This window comes from Bacillus sp. UNCCL81 (assembly GCF_900112535.1).
Lineage (GTDB): Bacteria > Bacillota > Bacilli > Bacillales > Bacillaceae_G > Gottfriedia > Gottfriedia luciferensis_B.
On the sequence record NZ_FOMF01000003.1, the window covers coordinates 247,302 to 263,917 of the forward strand.

The window sequence follows — 16,616 nt, forward strand, 5'->3', positions numbered from 1 at the left end:
GTTTTATATTGGAAAGTCCTTTGAGGAATGATTAAAAGAATGTATACATCAACAATTTCAACAAATATCCCTAAATTATAAGCTAGGATTTAGAAAAGAAAATTGAAAAGACCATATAAAGCGGATTATTGTACATACTTAGCGTTTTTTAAATGGGATATGAAAAAAATCATTAATAATAGAAGAAAAAATACAAAACACTAAAATTACATAGAGCTATTTATGAATAAAAGGGGACCTAATTAAATTAGTGTCCTTTCAGAGTGTTGAAATATAAAATGGTCAATAGAGAAAACGGACATTAAATGAACATTTATTAATGATGAAATGATAATTTTTGGTTGAGCTATCTATTAATGGTTTTAAATTTTAATATGATTGAGCAATTTTATGATACCAATAACACTAGTAAGTTTTTTTATAAGGTAAGAAATATTATATGCTAATTTTTTGAAAAATAAATTCAGTTGATTAGCTTATTAATTAATGTTCGATCTTAATTGACCTACAAATTAATAAACAACTGATAGGATACGCTTAATAAAGGCTATTTGATTAGTTTTTATTGCAGACTTCTTATTGATGAATAAGTTGATTGGAACGAAAGGGGTGCTCGACTCCTATGGGATAAGCGGGAAGGCTGAGACCCCGCAGGCTCGCCGAGGAGGCTAAAGAATCTCGCCCCATGGAAAGCGAGCATCCTGTAGTGGAAATCAACATCACTCTACTCCTTTATGAAAATTTGGTAAGTTAATTGACAAGGTTGTTTTTCAACAACGTGAAAGGACGCTAATTAAAATTAGTGTCCTTTAAACTTTTCCTATATATATAGAAGCGAAATTACATAATCCGGTTTACCTAATTAATACATGCTTCTCGATCAATGACTTATGCACTTTATAATAATTTGTAATAACAGGAAGTATATCTTTAAAGTCCGGACATTTAATATTTGTATTTTGTAGATCAGTTAAAGTATTAATACAATCATACTCCGATTTACAATTAAAATAAGATAAAACTTCTTTTTCTACTTTTAGTAAACGTCTAATGAATGGGATTGAAAGGAGAGGACTAATAAATTTAATTGGAATTATGCCTACGGTAGTTTTGTTTAAATAATAGGAAAGAAAATCTTTATAAACATCTTGTACAGGGTAAGGAGAGGGATCTGTAATTTGATAAGTTTTGTTAACTCCGATTTCTGCATGACTTAAAAAGTAAACAGCATTAATTAAATAATCAATGGGAATGAAATTGCAATAAGCATTGTTCTTACCTATTTGAGGGATAGGTAAATAGCGAAGTTTTGTAAAGAAATTTAAAATGAAATATGGTCCATCAAATTTACTTGTCTCACCAGTTTCTGAATGACCAACTACAATTCCAGGTCTTATAATGGTGATTGGAATTTGTGTTTTTAGTTTCTCAACTTCTATTTCAGCATAATACTTCGTTTCTTCATAAAAGTTTTTAAATGTTTGTGCCATTTCTAATTCATGTTCATAAATTCTTCCTTCACGAGTTCCTGAGACATAGCTAGTACTAAAATAGGTGTAACGCTTCAAAGATTTTAGTTTAAGTGCAAATTCATTTACGTTTATTGTTCCTTTCACATTTACTTCATATGCAATTTTTTTAGGGACTGCAAGGTCATAAATGGCAGCCAAATGAAATAAGTCAGTTAGATCATTAATAAGGACATTAAGATTTTTTAGGCTGAGCCCAAAGTTTTTCTTGGTAATATCTCCACATAAAAGTTCTATCTTTAAAAGAGAATAATCCGGATACTTTTGATCTAATGTTAATAAAAAGTCTCGGCATTGTTTTTCAGTATTAGGAAGAATGAGTAGATAAATTTTTTGAAAAGACATTTCATTATCTAGAATTTTGAGGAGTAACTGCTTCGAAATGAATCCGGGAAATCCAGTAATAAAGTATGTTCTTTCCATTCTAGCCACCTACTTTATGTAAAATAAATCCCTTTGTTTATATTATTAAAGAAATATGCATTTAATGTGAAGTTGCTTCTATTATAATAAACATATTTTGATCTTCTCTATTTATGGAGGGTAGAACTCCAGTTTTAGGCTATCTAGTTCCTCATGAACCGCTTATGGGTAAGTATAATACATGATTTAGATTATTTAGTTACTCATGAACCGCTTATGGGTAAGTATAATACATGATTTAGATTATTTAGTTACTCATGAACCGCTTATGAGTAAGTAAAATTCATGATATAGCTCATTTAGTTACTCATGAACCCTTTATGAGTAAGTAAGATTCAAGAATTAGCATATAAAGTTCCTCATGAACCGCTTATGAGGAAGTATAATACATGATATAGCTCATATGGTTCCTTAAGAACCCTTTTGAATAAGTAAGCTTCAAGCATTGATCTATTTACTAACCCATAAACCCTTCATGAGCAAAAAAAGCTTGCCCATTATGGACAAGCTTTTAAAATCAATTATTTAACTTGTTTTTTCAAGTCTTCAGCAACAAACTCTACGTTTGTACCTACAACTACTTGTACGTTTTTATCGTCTAATTTAATAACTCCACGAGCACCAGCTTTTTTAAGAAGTGCTTCATTAACTTTAGAAGCATCTTTTACTTGTAAGCGTAAACGAGTTGTACAGTTATCAATATTTGTTAAGTTTTCTTTTCCACCTAAAGCTTGTAGGTATAATGAATCACCAATTTCAGTTGTTACTTCATCAGTTTCAACATCTTCGTCGTCTTCACGACCTGGTGTTTTAATGTTAAATTTCTTAATTGCGAAGTAGAACACGATAAAGTAAATTACACCAAAGATTAAACCGATTAGGATTAATAGAATTGGTTTAGTTGCGATATTGTAGTTCAGAATGTAGTCCATGAAACCAGCTGAGAATGTAAAGCCATCTTTAATTCCTAAAGCATTTACGATACCCATTGATAAACCAGTTAAGATTGCATGGAACGTATATAGTACTGGAGCAATGAACATGAATGCAAATTCGATTGGTTCAGTAATACCTGTTAAGAAAGAAGTTAAAGCAAGACCAATAAACATACCTGCAACCGTTTTACGTCTTTCTGGTTTTGCAGCAGCGATCATTGCAAATGCAGCAGCTGGAAGACCAAACATCATAATAGGGAAGAAACCAGTCATGAATGCACCAGCAGATTTGTCACCAGCGAAGAATCTGTTTAAGTCACCGTGAACTAATTTACCAGCAGCATCAGTAAAGTCACCTAAGTTGAACCAGAAAATTGTATTTAATACGTGATGTAATCCTAGTGGGATTAAAATACGGTTTAAGAAACCGAATACTGCAGCTCCGATTGGACCAATATCAATGATCCAGTTACCAACTGAGTTAATAGCATCTTGAATTGTTGGCCATACATAACCAAATATTCCTGCTAATACGAGCATAGTAGCTGACGTTATAATTGGAACGAATCGTCGGCCACTAAAGAATCCTAACCATTCAGGTAATTTAATACCACTGAAACGGTTGTAAAGAAGACCAGCTACAACCCCTGTAATAATACCACCAAGGGCAGCCATGTTAATGTCTTTATTTATCGTAGTTGTACCTGCAGTTAATACAAAGTAACCGATTGCACCTGCAAGACCGGCGGCTCCATTTCCATCCTTTGAAATACCGATTGCAACACCGATTGCAAAGATTAATGGAAGATTAGAGAAAATTGCATTACCAGCAGCTGCCATAAACGGAATGTTTAGAAGATCTGGTTGTCCAAAGCGCAGTAAAAGTCCTGCAGCTGGAAGGACAGCGATTGGTAGCATTAATGCTTTACCAATACGTTGTAAGAAACTAAGCATATTATTTTCCCTCCGAAAATTATTATAATGATTACGCTTTCAATATTAACCTAAAAGTTTCAACTTGTCTATACAACTAGTTAAGATAAAAAATGCTATTTTCTTCCAAAAAAAATAAAAATAAAAAGGGAAGAATCAAATCTTCCCCTATATTAAGCCATTTTATATAGTTTGTATTACTTCAATCAAAGACCTCTTAAATGACTTTCTGCTTGAGCAATTAAACGTTTAGTGATTTCGCCACCAACTGATCCGTTTGAACGAGCAGTTGTATCAGATCCTAAAGTTACACCGAATTCGTTAGCGATTTCATATTTAAATTGATCAAGTGCTTGTTCTACACCTGGAACTAATAATTTATTTGTTCTTGTCATGATTATCTCCCTTTCTGTAAGTAATAGCTTACAATTCTATTTTTTACATTTAGGGTTTTCTCATGCTTGGTAAATACAGTCATATTAGGGTTATGTTAACTTTTTAACCAATGCTGATCCTTCAACTACGAGTACATTCTCTTGATTATATACATTCGTCTGGAGCGTTAATAATTTTTTATCATCTCTTTTACGTACAACACTGACGATTACTTTAATTGTGTCATTAATTTTTACTGGTGCTTTGAAAAATACTTCTTGAGATAAGTAGATGGTGTTTTTGCCGGGAAGTTTTGTACCTAATACTGAGGAAATAAAGCTGCAAATCAACATGCCATGTGCAATTCTTTCTTTAAAGATGCTTTCTTTTGCAAAATCATCTAATAAGTGAATTGGATTTACATCTGTTGAAATTGCAGCAAATTGTTCAATTAACTCTGCAGTAATTTTAACTTCGAGAGTAGCTTCGTCACCAACTGAAATGGAGTCAAAATGAACTTCCTGTACATTTCTTGCACTTTCGAAAACATTCATTTTGTTTCTTCCTCTCCTTGATGAAATGTATAGCTAATCAAGAAAATTGTTTAACTATATTGATTATAGTTTTGTAAATGAGAATTCTTGTAAGTTTTTAAACCAATCTTCTTGTGTTTTTTGGAACTGTTGGTACATGTTCGTCCATGCAGTGTAAGGTGTGTTATTTAATGGTTGTTTAAAAAACTGTTGAAAAAATTGTTGTTGTTGATTTGAAAATGTACTCATAGCTTGAAAAAATGGTTGGTATGGGTTTTGATTCATATTTGTCCATAAAGATTGGTATGGAGCAAACTGATCAACTAATTTTTTCCAAGTTTTTTCGTAAGTCTCTTGATTAATTGTAGGCTTAATTTCATTTAATAATTTAATCATTTCTTGGAATTGCTCGTAAGACTCTTGTTGTTGTACTTGCACTTGCTCGTTTAAAGTTTTCCATTGTTTTGCTTGTTCTTGAAATAAAGACTCTGTCCATTGTTGAATTTGTAATTGATTGTCTAATAAATATTGAAGCATTTTTTGAAAATTCTCAGCTGCAAGTTCAGTTTGTAATTCGATTGTTTTTTCAGTCATTAGTATTTCCTCCAAAAAAATTTATTATTGAATGCATTGCTGCAATTTCAATCATCTTTAAAACTTTGATCAGAGTTGCTAAATGGAAAGAATGAATTTGTGTAAATCGAAAAAAATGTTTGGAGCATCTGATTATATTGAGTAAATGAATTATGACAAGTTTTTAGATATTCCTCTCCGGCATCTGTAATAGAGTAAATTCGCTTTGCCGGACCTTCCATTCCATATTCCCAACTAGATTTAATATAACTTTCTTTTTCAAGTTGTCTTAGAATTCGATAAACATTACTTGAATCAAGCGTAGTAAAACCTAAATCAAATAATACTTGCATTAATTTATAGCCATGCATATTCCATTGCTTAAGGCTAAGAAGTAGAAAGGGAACCAAGAAGTTTTTAGGCAATGTTATCGATTCAGAGGTTTCTTGTTTGTTTTTTTTGCTTGTTTCCTTTTCATTTGTTGTCATAAAGTTATGTTCCCCCCTATATCGTAGTAATGGAATCATCATCCCTTAGGTGTAATTTACACTTAGTTAAATTTATTGTCAATGTATTTTAAATATAATGAATATTAAAAAACAAATTTCGACAACAAATGTAGAAATATCACGAAAACATTGGATTGTTTTGTCGTTAGCTTGTTTTCTATACTTAAAAGTAGTGAGGGGGATTAACATGTCAGAGCAAAATTATTCAGATCCATTGAAAATGTGGAAGCAAATGTATGATGTTAATGAAAAATACTTTGGAAAAATGATGAACGAATATGTTCAGAAAGAAGAATTTTCCGAGTGGATGGGTTCTGTAATAGATTTTAATCTATTCTGTAAAAAGATGTTGAATGACCAATCAAAAACCTTCTTAGAAGCTTCAAATATTGCTTCCAAAGAAGATATCGCAAATGTAGCTAGCTTAGTGATTAATTTAGAATCGAAAGTAGATACATTAGAAGATCAATTATTTTTAGATTCTCAACCTGAGTTAGATGTAGCAGCATTGAAAAAAGAGTTAGACATTGTGACAGTAAAACGAGATCTTACAAAATTAAAAGCTGAAACCAAATCAATTCATCAACAAGTTAGTGAATTAAAGTCTTCAATGGAAAATATTGAACAACTAAAGTCTTCAATGGCTAATATTGAACAACTTTTACAACAATTAACAACTAAACAACCAACAAAACAATAATTAGTTAAAAAAGGAGAAATGATAATGGATTTAGTAAATCGTGTAGCGATCGTAACAGGTGGAGCAAAAGGGATTGGAAAAGCGATAGCATTTGCTTTAGCAGAAAAAGGTGCAAAAGTTGTTATCAATTATAATAATAGCGAAGCAGACGCAAAAGCAGTTGTAGATGAACTTTTTGAAAACGGTTATGAGGCGTTAGCAGTTCAAGCTAATGTTGCTGAATTAGATCAAGCAAAAGCATTAATTGATCGTACAGTTGAGCATTTTGGCCGATTAGACGTTATTGTTAATAATGCTGGTATTACTAGAGACCGTTCTTTCAAAAAACTAAGTGCAGAAGATTGGCACGAGGTTATTGATGTAAATTTAAGCAGCGTTTATAACACATGTAATTCTGCTTTACCATACTTATTAGAATCTGATAATGCTCGTATCATTAATATTTCATCAGTAATAGGTCAAGCAGGCGGTTTCGGTCAAACAAACTATTCAGCTGCAAAAGCAGGAATGATTGGATTTACTAAATCATTAGCTCTTGAATTAGCTAAAACAGACGTTACAGTAAATTCTGTATGTCCAGGATTTATTGAAACTGACATGGTAAGAGAAATTCCGGAAAATGTACAAGAGCAAATTAAATCAAGAATACCAAAAAGAAGATTTGGTACAGTTGAAGAGATTGCTAAGGCTGTTATTTACTTATGTGAAGGCGGAGAATACATTACTGGTCAACAGATTAATGTTAATGGCGGACTTTACGTTTAAGTCTTACTTATAGATGACCTTTTTTAAGATCAAAAGGGGGGAAATGTGTGTTTAATTCACAATTGTTAGAAGAAGCAACGGAATCGCTTCCGAGCGGATTAAAAGAATCATACAAAAGATTGAAGAAAACTGCAGATATTCTTATTAAAGAGGGAGAACCTTTAGTAGGTCAATCTCCTAAAGAAGTGATTTGGACGAAAAATAAAAGTAAATTATATCATTATATTCCAACTACAAAAAAGGTAAAAAAGACTCCAATCCTTCTTATCTACGCTCTAATTAATAAACCGTATATTCTTGATTTAACAAAGGGGAACTCTTTTGTTGAGTATCTTGTTAATGAAGGATTTGATGTTTATTTATTAGATTGGGGAACTTTTGCTCATGAAGATCGTCATTTGAAATTTGACGATATTATTCACGACTATATTGCGAAAGCGGTAAATAAAGTACTTCGTTTTTCAGGTGCAAAAGAAATATCGCTGTTAGGTTATTGTATGGGTGGTACGTTAACAAGTATTTACGCATCACTTTATGAAAATGCACCAATTAAAAACTTAATTTTTGTAACTAGTCCATTCGATTTTTCAGATACAGGTTTATATGGTGCATTTTTAAATGAAAAATACTTTGCACTTGATAAAGCTGTTGATACATTAGGGAATATACCTCCTGAAATGATCGATTTTGGTAACAAAATGTTAAAACCAGTTACTAATTTTGTTGGACCTTATGTAACATTATTGGATCGCTCTGATAATACAAAATTTATTAAGTCTTGGCAGTTAATGCAAAAATGGGTTACAGATGGTATTCCATTCCCAGGTGAAGCATATCGCCAATGGATCAGAGAGTTTTACCAACAAAATAAATTATTAAGCGGTGACTTAGAAATTAGAGGAAGAAAAGTAGATGTATCAAACATTAAAGCTAATGTTTTAAATATTTCTGCTACGAAGGACCATATTGCAATGCCTTGCCAAGTTGAAGCATTAAATGAGCATATTTCTAGCGTAGATAAGCAGTATGTTTCGATTCCATCGGGCCATGTATCAATCATGTTTGGACCTGTTTCATTAAAAACGACATATCCTACAATTGGTAAATGGTTAGCTGAAAGATCATAATTTCAGTAAATTTTTAGATATTCATTCATAATATTATGTTAAAAAATCTCACTTTTAAAAAAGTGGGATTTTTTTTATTCAACTGACAAAAACTACCTTAAATATGATTCGAAGAAAGGAGACGAGAAGACGTGAAAAGTATTAGTGGGACCTTGTATTGGCCAACGACTTACACTGATTCACATCCAGAACTAGAAAATATAAATCCACTCGATGAAGATCTAGATTGTGATTTTGTAATAGTTGGAGGTGGTGAATCAGGGAGTTTATGTGCATATTTCCTAAGTCAAACAGGAGCTAAAGTCATTTTACTAGATAAACGAAAAAAAGTAGTACAGGGAAGCACTAGTGCAAATACGGGGCTCTTACAATATTCTAATGACAAAACTTTAAATTCGTTTATTCATTCATATGGAAAAGAAATAGCTGTCCGTCATTATCAATTATGTGTAGAGGCAATTAAAGGTCTTGAAGAAATGTCAAAAAACATTGATATTAATCCTGATTTTATAAAAAGAAAAAGTTTATACTATGCTAGTAATTTAGATGGTAAAGAAATGATTGATTTGGAATATAAAACATTAAAAGAAAATGGTTTTACTGTTGAACGATATACAAAATCGCAAATTGAAGAAAAGTTTAATTTTACGAAGGAAGCTGCACTGTTCACAGGGGATGACGCTGAAGTAAATCCGTATAAATACGCACACGGCTTACTTTTATATGCTCTGAAACGAGGATTGAAGGTGTATTCGGAAACAGAGGTAACTCGGATCATCGGTACAGATGAAGGGGTACAACTTTTTACTAAAAATAAACATACGGTTCGAGCAAAAAAAGTTATTTTTGCTGGGGGTTATGAATCGATGGAGATAAAAAGTGAGAAAAATGCAATTTTAACTTCAACATTTGCGATTGCAACACAACCTCTAGTAGAAAAAAGCAATGCATGGTATGAAAATTGTTTAATTTGGGAGACGGCAAGACCATATTTATATCTCCGGACGACAGTTGACGGAAGAATAATTGTTGGAGGACTTGACGAACCTACAATAATACCAGAAAAACGTGAATCTATGTTATTCCATAAAAAAGAACTGCTAATAAAAAATTTAATAGAGTTGTTTCCTCATTATAAAGAAGCTAAAGCAGAATACTTTTGGACAGGTACATTTGGAGGAACACATTCCGGCTTACCAATGATTAGACAATACGATGAATATCCTAATTGCCTTTTTTTAATGGCTTATGGAGGCAATGGAACAGTTTATAGTTACATACTAGCTAAAATACTAAAAGATCTAGTTACTGTGGGGTCTCATCCAGACGCATCTATTTATATGAATCATTAAATTTTAATTAGAATGTTAATCAATTACCATTTTTATGTATAAAAAGAGTAAAGTAGTAAGAAAATTTAATAGGTAATAAAAATATAGGAGTGTATTACATGAGTTATCATGAAATGTTTACAGAGTTGTTTTTAGGTTATATAGCTCTTTTTATTGTCGTTAAAATTAATGGGAAAACACAAATTACACAAATAACGCCATTTGATTTGATTTCGTCACTAGTGTTAGGAAATATACTAGGAGATGGAATATATGATAAGGAAGCAAATCTACCAAAAATTCTTTTTAGTATTTTTGTTTGGGGAGCATTAATATTTGTAACTGAGATCTTGACACAAAAGTCAATGTGGGCAAGAAAGTTCTTAGAAGGTGATGCTTCTGTTGTAATTAAACACGGAGCAATTCAATGGAAAGAATTGAAAAGAAATCGTTTGGATACTGACCAATTGATGCAATTGCTAAGAGCAAAGGATACTTTTGCAGTCAGTGAAGTTGCGTATGCTATTTTAGAAAATGATGGCACGATTAGTGTCCTGAAGAAGTCAAATTTTGACACGCCAACTAAACAGGATTTAAAAATTCAAATGGAAAAAGAATTTTTACCTGTGGTCATAATTAGTGATGGAAAAATAATTAAAAGGGCTCTTAACTCGTTGAAAAAAGATGAAAAGTGGGTTCATAAAAAACTTTCTGAGTCAAATTTATCACTTAAACAAGTATGCTTTGCAGAATGGGATTCAAAGCAATTACATTTACATACGTATTAATATAAAAAATTTGAGGATGAGATAAATGAAATATTATATTTATTACTGTTTTGGAGGTACGCATTCTTCACCTTTGGCTGCTGCATATCATTTAAAGCAATTACCACTTGATCGCCAGCCGACAACGGAAGAGGTAAAGAATACCTATTTATTTAATAAACTAAAACCAAAAGATGGTGGAAAACTATTTTATCACGGTGAAGATGAAAATGGGGACCAAGTGTATACAGTTGCGAAAAGATATACTAAAAATGTGCCAACAGCGATCGAAAGTTTAGGGAAAATCTTATTAAATGAAGAAGATAAAATTATTTTATCAAGTACATCACCAACAGTCCCTTTAGCTATGACTTTAGGTGGCTTTACATCAAGATTTTTACATATCGATTTTATTGGGGTTCCATTACTTGTATTAGGGGCTAAGCAAACTTATCTTAATTTGATAAAATTAGTTGAAAATACGAAAAGATATCATCACATAGCAGCTGAAAAGGTTACTGACTTATCTAATAAAAACTTCAACAAAGATTAAAAAATGGACGTTCTATTACGTCCATTTTTTAATACGGCATATTTATAACATCCATTGCTTTTTTAGCATCGTTTTCGATTAACTTATTAATATTAAATACGGAATATTGACCTTGTTTTGATAGATAGCTAAAAATTTGAGTATGCAAATTGTTCACCGATACTAGATGCTTAATAAATAAATTATTTAAATCAGGAGTAGCTGTTTCTGTAAGTGCATGTGCATACATTTTTGTTAATACTTTTGTTGCTGATAATAAATCTTCAGCACTCATTTCGCTTGCTAGTTTATCGCTTGCTGCATCCCTTTCCCCAATCGTAATATTGCTCATAAATTTTAGTAAATCCCGTAAGTTATTTTCAAACAATGTAATAGAAGTTTTATATAATTCTTTTAATCCTGAATCTGTTATATTTTTTATATTTGTTTTAAGCTTATATAAGTAGTAAGTAGTTGTAGCAACAATTTCATGTAATTCTAAGGTTTCATGCCAAGCCAATGTTCTCATCAAGATCCCTCCTTTATGGTACAAGCCTATTCAGTAAGGAATGGTTATATGACAAAAAAGGTAAAGTTTAAGCAGGAAGGGAGGAAAAGGGAGAAGATAGGAAATTGTTTGAGGGATTGATCTAGAACTATTCCGCCATTCTTGTCCCGCTCAAACTTATGTATATTGAAAATGTGATTCATCAATTGAGTTTATGTGTAAAGAGTGTTTTAGAAATGATTGATTTAATTAATGAGGAAGATTTAAATTTCCGACCGGTTAAGGACAAGAAATCGATTGGGGAGCTAGTCCAACATCTAAGTGAGCTTATTGGTGCTGATATGGAAATTATGAGCGGTGCTAGTCAAGAAATAATGGTTAAATACTATACCGGGGTTGAATGTAAATCACTAGTTGAAATGAAAAGTTTATTACAAAAAAATTTTCATGAATTAAAGGAATGCTATTTTAATATGAAAGAAAAAGAGTTAGTTGAAAAATCTACTTCATATTGGGGCCTTCAATATTCAAAATTCGAATGGTTATTAGAGATTTTAGTACACTTCACACACCACAGAGCGCAATTACATATGCTACTAGTCCAAAAAAAGGACGATATTAAAATCGCACTATTTTAAAGACAAAATAGGGGATAGAAGTTATGATACTTTCTTCCGATCCCCTAAATCTTGCATTTCAATCAGTCTTTCGTTTCGTGCTGTGGATGCATAAATTGTTTAGCAGGCTGTTCTCGTTTTCTTGATTCTAATAAGTCTGTGTTTTCTGAACTTGCCCAACCAATATCATTTGTTGGATGAACCCACTCGTCGCCTGCCATAACTGATGGATCAACATCATCCGACCAATTATTTAATGGAGAGTTAGGAGAGCTATACTTACTGTCCCCAATTACTACACCCTTTGAATTTACAAAAGGTTCTTCCATTTTAATGTCTGTCCCTTTAAAAGAAGGAAAATTTGAAATATGGGGTAAAGTATCATTCATTACCGGTGAATCAATTTCAGTTTTCTCATTTTTTCTATTCATTATATATCACCTCTACTTACAAATTATTATTTGCTATTTAGTAAATTCAATACAAAAAGGACAATATCCAAAATGAATATTGTTCTCACGCTTTTGAAAAACAATCTTGTCAATTAATTACCAAATATTCGTTAAAGGAGTATAGTGATGTTGATTTCCACTACAGGGTGCTCGCTTTCCATGGGGCGAGACCTGAGCCTCCTCGGCAAGCCTGCGGGGTCTCAGCCTTCCCGCTTATCCCATAGGAGTCGAGCAACCTTTCGTTCCAATCAAATTATTCATAAAAAAATGTATACACTAAAAAAACAATCTAATATCCTTTACTTAGAGTAAAATTACAGTTTAATAATCAGTCTGATGTTGTATTAATATCGAATAACAAATTCTAGAATTTGTTGGTATAGCAAAACCACTCAGGTACATTAAACATTTAATCATAAATAAATCATCAAAAAATGATATTTTATGTTCAATAATAGTCACTGAATATGTACTCGTTTGATTAAAAAATGTTATAAAGGGGTTTACCATATTTGTATATGTTAATTTGCATAAGTAGAATTTGAATTTGACTTTTGGGTATATGTTTTAGTTAATAAAAAGACAATTCTTTAAAATGAGAATTATTTTGATTTAGAGCTTAATTCTTATATTTGAAGAGTTGATTGGAACGAAGGGATGCTCGACTCCTATGGGAGATGCAGGAAGGGTGAGACCCCGCAGGAACGAGGAGGCTCAGCTCATGCCCCATGGAAAGCGAGCATCCCGTAGTGGAAATCAACAAGAAATTCTTATTTAATTGACAACTTCTTTTTTTTTAAAAAGCATAAAGGACAATATCCAAAATGAATATTGTCCTCTTTTACTTATGCTTCAATTGTAAAAAATGAAGGCGATAATGTTTTAGGTGAGAAATAAACTAGCATCGCATAATTACCAGTTCTATATTCTCCAGTTAGTAAGAAATGTTCGATATCAAATGAAAGAGATTCAATCATTGTATGCTTATAAATTTCTTTTTCATTTAAATTAAGTGAAATAAAATCTGAACCTAAATATTCAGGATTTTCGATAATTCGTTTATAAAGATCCTTCGCAAAATCATGGTTTGTAACTTCGTCCCACCAAGGTTTACGCGGTTTATATTTATGATTTAGGTAATAATCAATTTTCATAATATCTTTAACAATCGTATCGTTTTTAATTTTATAATGAGTTAAAAACTCATTCAGACGCTTAAATAAATCTTCAAGCTGATGGCCGATTCTTGACCAACCGCGTTCTTCCCAATAAGAACCAAATAATTGGAAGAAATCAAATGGACTTTCAAACTCATTTTTAATTAAATATTCAATTGTACTATTTGTTCGATGGTCATTCCAATATTTTTCGAGAACGTCTTCAACTTGCTTAATTTTCACAATATCATCGAATGATAGTACATTATTACTTAATATTTCGTACGGGGCATAATCCATATAAACATAATCATGTTCATGCGCTCTTAATCGTACTCCAGTGCCTCTTAGCATTTTTAAAAACCCTAGTTGCAGCTCTTCTGGTCTTAAAGCAAAAACGTCATTGAATGTTTGTCGAAATGAATTGTAATCCTCTTCTGGTAAACCAGCAATTAAATCTAAATGCTGATCTATTTTTTCGCCATCTCGTACAAGTGTGACGGTTCTGCAAAGCTTTTCAAAGTTTTGTCTTCTCATAACTAGTTCGTTTGTAGCATCATTTGTAGATTGAACGCCTATTTCAAATCGGAATAAGCCTTTAGGAGCATTTTGATTTAAAAATTCGATGACTTCTGGTCGCATAATATCACCGGTAATTTCAAACTGGAATACTGTTCCTTCCACATGTTCGTCAATTAAAAATTGGAACATATCCATTGCATAACTACGACTGATGTTAAAAGTTCTGTCTACGAATTTAAATACTTTCGCTCCATTTGCCATAAGATAACGAATATCATCTTTGATAACCTCTCGATTAAAATATCGAACCCCAACTTCAATAGAAGATAAACAAAACTGGCAATTAAACGGGCAACCTCGGCTTGTTTCAATATATTGAATTCTTTTACTTAGAAATGGTAAATCTTCTTTAAATCGATAAGGCGATGGAATAGATGTTAAGTCTAATTTTTCTGTTTGTGGTTTAATGATATTTTTTCCTTCATCTCGATAACCAATGCCATTTATGGAAGTAAAATCATTTCCGTTTTCAATAGCTTTAATTAATTTCTTAACAGTAATTTCTCCTTCACCAATTGTAATGATGTCAATTTCCTTTACGCGATCTAACCAATAATTCACATCATAGCTTACTTCTGGTCCGCCAACAAAAATAATAACGGAAGGATCAATTTTTTTATACATACGGATGACTTCAATTGTTTGTTCGATATTCCAGATATAGCAGCTAAAACCAAGTATTTTCGGCTTACGTTTATATAAGTCTGTAATGATGTTAAGACTTGGGTCTTTAATCGTATATTCTGCAAGCTCTATATCATATTCAGGCTGAGCATACGCTTTAATGTATCGAATACCCAAATTAGTATGGATATATTTTGCATTTAATGTTGCTAAAACAATGTTCATTTATATACCTCGTTCTAAATTATTATCGATTTATTTTATCATAAAATATTGAGATTACTAAATTTTCAAAAGCGAAATAGAAAATGAATGAAGTAAAGAAGCAATACAAATATCAAATTACTTATTTATTAGGGGAGTTTAGTGCCTCTAGTATACTTTCCTCCTAAGTGATTTCGTCTAACTGAAACTTGCCAGATTTTATAGTAGATTTTCATCACCTTTTTTATAAAAAGACATATGATTTACTAAATACAAAAAAGTTTCCCTAGGGAAAGAAAGGAAAAGTAATATGAGTAAAAAAGTTTTATTTTTCACTTATTTGTGTAATAAAATAGGTGTGCTGTCAAATCAGGATGTAAAAAAAGTATTAAATCATTAATTACTATCAAAAATGGATAAAAGTTGTAGAAAATTTATGATTGTTCATTTACTTAGAACTATTGACAATGAAGACCGACACATGACATAATTTTATTAAATAGTATGAATAGTTTGAATTTTTAACGGTGTCCAAATAGATAGTCTAAATAAGTGGAGGTGTAAATATGAGTTTATTTTTAGAACAGTGGAAAAAGCTTGCGAATATTAAATGTGATTTGGCTAAAAGAGATTGGTTTTATGGTACGAGTGGAAATTTGTCTATGAAAATTTCAGACGATCCATTATTATTTCTTGTAACAGCGGATGAGAAGGATAAGAGAGCACGCTGTGATGAAGAATTTATAGTAGTTAATAATCTTGGTGAACCAGTATTTGATACGGTATTAAAACCATCACTTGAAACATTGGTTCATGCAAATATTTACGAAAAAACATCTGCTACTTGTGTGCTCCATGTACATACTGTAGATAATAATGTTATTTCTGAACTATTTGGTGATGAAGGGCAGGTAGAACTTGAAAATAATGAAATGGTTCATATATTAACAAGTTCTTATTTTGAAAATAAAATAATAGTTCCAATCATTGAGAATGCACAAGACATGGAAACTTTTAAACGTGCATACACTCCATTTTTAACAAAGGATTTTGGGGCTGTTCTTGTTAGAAATCACGGGATTACAGTTTGGGGAAGAAGTCCACTAGAAACGAAAAAGTGGCTAGAAGGAATTGAATTTTTAATAAGTTATAAAGTAAAACTAATGATGATTCAAGGTCATAAAATAAAAGCAGGCAACTAAATAGAAGAAAAAAAGCTAAAATTGTAGTGGTAAATAAATTCCATTACATTTTAGCTTTTTTATTTTATAATAAAAATATACTATTTTTTAAAAGTGATCATTTCTAGTTGGTTTTGCTAAATAAAATTTTTTTAGAGTATACTGTATTGAAAGAAAGTGCTCATTACTATTTGTAAAAAGCTACGTTTAAAAACTTTAGATAAAAGATACCGATAGAAACTCACTTAAATCAAAATTA

General features: G+C 31.5%; 17 protein-coding genes. 8 read left to right on the forward strand and 9 right to left on the reverse strand.

The annotated features are described in order from the left end of the window. Positions 1-854: 854 nt before the first annotated feature. The 6 genes from BM319_RS06975 to phaQ all read right to left on the reverse strand — a co-directional run bounded on the left by BM319_RS06975 (position 855) and on the right by phaQ (position 5,789). Positions 855-1,952 carry an SDR family oxidoreductase gene (locus BM319_RS06975; RefSeq protein ID WP_091022007.1) on the reverse strand — a complete coding sequence of 366 codons (1,098 nt, stop codon included), beginning with the start codon at positions 1,950-1,952 and terminating at the stop codon, positions 855-857. Between the two features lie 521 nt (positions 1,953-2,473). Beyond that, positions 2,474-3,841, reverse strand: a complete 1,368-nt coding sequence (nagE, locus tag BM319_RS06980; protein ID WP_069035486.1) for an N-acetylglucosamine-specific PTS transporter subunit IIBC — start codon at positions 3,839-3,841, stop codon at positions 2,474-2,476. A gap of 185 nt (positions 3,842-4,026) precedes the next feature. After that, complete coding sequence (locus BM319_RS06985; protein WP_069035487.1) at positions 4,027-4,215, reverse strand: alpha/beta-type small acid-soluble spore protein; 189 nt, start codon at positions 4,213-4,215, stop codon at positions 4,027-4,029. 90 nt (positions 4,216-4,305) lie between these two features. Continuing rightward, on the reverse strand, positions 4,306-4,749 hold the full coding sequence (locus BM319_RS06990) for a MaoC family dehydratase (RefSeq protein WP_069035488.1): 444 nt from the start codon (positions 4,747-4,749) through the stop codon (positions 4,306-4,308). A gap of 63 nt (positions 4,750-4,812) precedes the next feature. Then, positions 4,813-5,322: a hypothetical protein gene (locus tag BM319_RS06995; RefSeq protein ID WP_069035489.1), complete on the reverse strand. Its 510-nt coding sequence runs from the start codon at positions 5,320-5,322 to the stop codon at positions 4,813-4,815. A 47-nt stretch (positions 5,323-5,369) separates the two neighbouring features. Beyond that, complete coding sequence (phaQ, locus tag BM319_RS07000; protein ID WP_069035490.1) at positions 5,370-5,789, reverse strand: poly-beta-hydroxybutyrate-responsive repressor; 420 nt, start codon at positions 5,787-5,789, stop codon at positions 5,370-5,372. 208 nt (positions 5,790-5,997) lie between these two features. Between phaQ and BM319_RS07005 the strand changes: the two genes are divergently transcribed. The 6 genes from BM319_RS07005 (at position 5,998) to BM319_RS07030 (ending at position 11,053) form a co-directional block, all read left to right on the forward strand. Then, positions 5,998-6,510, forward strand: a complete 513-nt coding sequence (locus BM319_RS07005) for a hypothetical protein (protein ID WP_069035491.1) — start codon at positions 5,998-6,000, stop codon at positions 6,508-6,510. A 21-nt stretch (positions 6,511-6,531) separates the two neighbouring features. Then, positions 6,532-7,275: a 3-oxoacyl-ACP reductase gene (locus BM319_RS07010; RefSeq protein ID WP_069035636.1), complete on the forward strand. Its 744-nt coding sequence runs from the start codon at positions 6,532-6,534 to the stop codon at positions 7,273-7,275. Between the two features lie 47 nt (positions 7,276-7,322). After that, positions 7,323-8,402 (forward strand): class III poly(R)-hydroxyalkanoic acid synthase subunit PhaC, encoded by a 1,080-nt coding sequence (phaC, locus tag BM319_RS07015; RefSeq protein WP_069035492.1) that lies wholly within the window; start codon positions 7,323-7,325, stop codon positions 8,400-8,402. A 131-nt stretch (positions 8,403-8,533) separates the two neighbouring features. Next, positions 8,534-9,754 carry an NAD(P)/FAD-dependent oxidoreductase gene (locus BM319_RS07020; protein ID WP_069035493.1) on the forward strand — a complete coding sequence of 407 codons (1,221 nt, stop codon included), beginning with the start codon at positions 8,534-8,536 and terminating at the stop codon, positions 9,752-9,754. Between the two features lie 98 nt (positions 9,755-9,852). After that, the gene (locus BM319_RS07025; protein WP_091022009.1) at positions 9,853-10,521 is read left to right on the forward strand and encodes a DUF421 domain-containing protein; all 669 of its coding nucleotides are present in this window, start codon (positions 9,853-9,855) and stop codon (positions 10,519-10,521) included. 25 nt (positions 10,522-10,546) lie between these two features. Continuing rightward, the gene (locus BM319_RS07030) at positions 10,547-11,053 is read left to right on the forward strand and encodes a DUF3189 family protein (RefSeq protein ID WP_069035495.1); all 507 of its coding nucleotides are present in this window, start codon (positions 10,547-10,549) and stop codon (positions 11,051-11,053) included. 28 nt (positions 11,054-11,081) lie between these two features. Here BM319_RS07030 and BM319_RS07035 read toward each other — a convergent pair whose 3' ends face one another. Continuing rightward, entirely contained in the window at positions 11,082-11,561 is a 480-nt protein-coding gene (locus BM319_RS07035; protein WP_091022012.1) for a spore coat protein, read from the reverse strand. Positions 11,562-11,776: 215 nt separating this feature from the next. Between BM319_RS07035 and BM319_RS07040 the strand changes: the two genes are divergently transcribed. Continuing rightward, positions 11,777-12,178 carry a DinB family protein gene (locus BM319_RS07040; protein WP_175403537.1) on the forward strand — a complete coding sequence of 134 codons (402 nt, stop codon included), beginning with the start codon at positions 11,777-11,779 and terminating at the stop codon, positions 12,176-12,178. A 62-nt stretch (positions 12,179-12,240) separates the two neighbouring features. Here BM319_RS07040 and BM319_RS07045 read toward each other — a convergent pair whose 3' ends face one another. Both BM319_RS07045 and BM319_RS07050 read right to left on the reverse strand, forming a co-directional pair. Continuing rightward, complete coding sequence (locus tag BM319_RS07045) at positions 12,241-12,588, reverse strand: DUF3905 domain-containing protein (protein WP_091022015.1); 348 nt, start codon at positions 12,586-12,588, stop codon at positions 12,241-12,243. A gap of 866 nt (positions 12,589-13,454) precedes the next feature. Next, positions 13,455-15,197 (reverse strand): B12-binding domain-containing radical SAM protein, encoded by a 1,743-nt coding sequence (locus tag BM319_RS07050; protein ID WP_069035499.1) that lies wholly within the window; start codon positions 15,195-15,197, stop codon positions 13,455-13,457. Positions 15,198-15,742: 545 nt separating this feature from the next. Between BM319_RS07050 and mtnB the strand changes: the two genes are divergently transcribed. After that, a complete protein-coding gene (mtnB, locus tag BM319_RS07055; protein ID WP_069035500.1) occupies positions 15,743-16,378 on the forward strand; it encodes a methylthioribulose 1-phosphate dehydratase in 636 nt (211 codons plus the stop codon). Positions 16,379-16,616 lie beyond the last annotated feature (238 nt).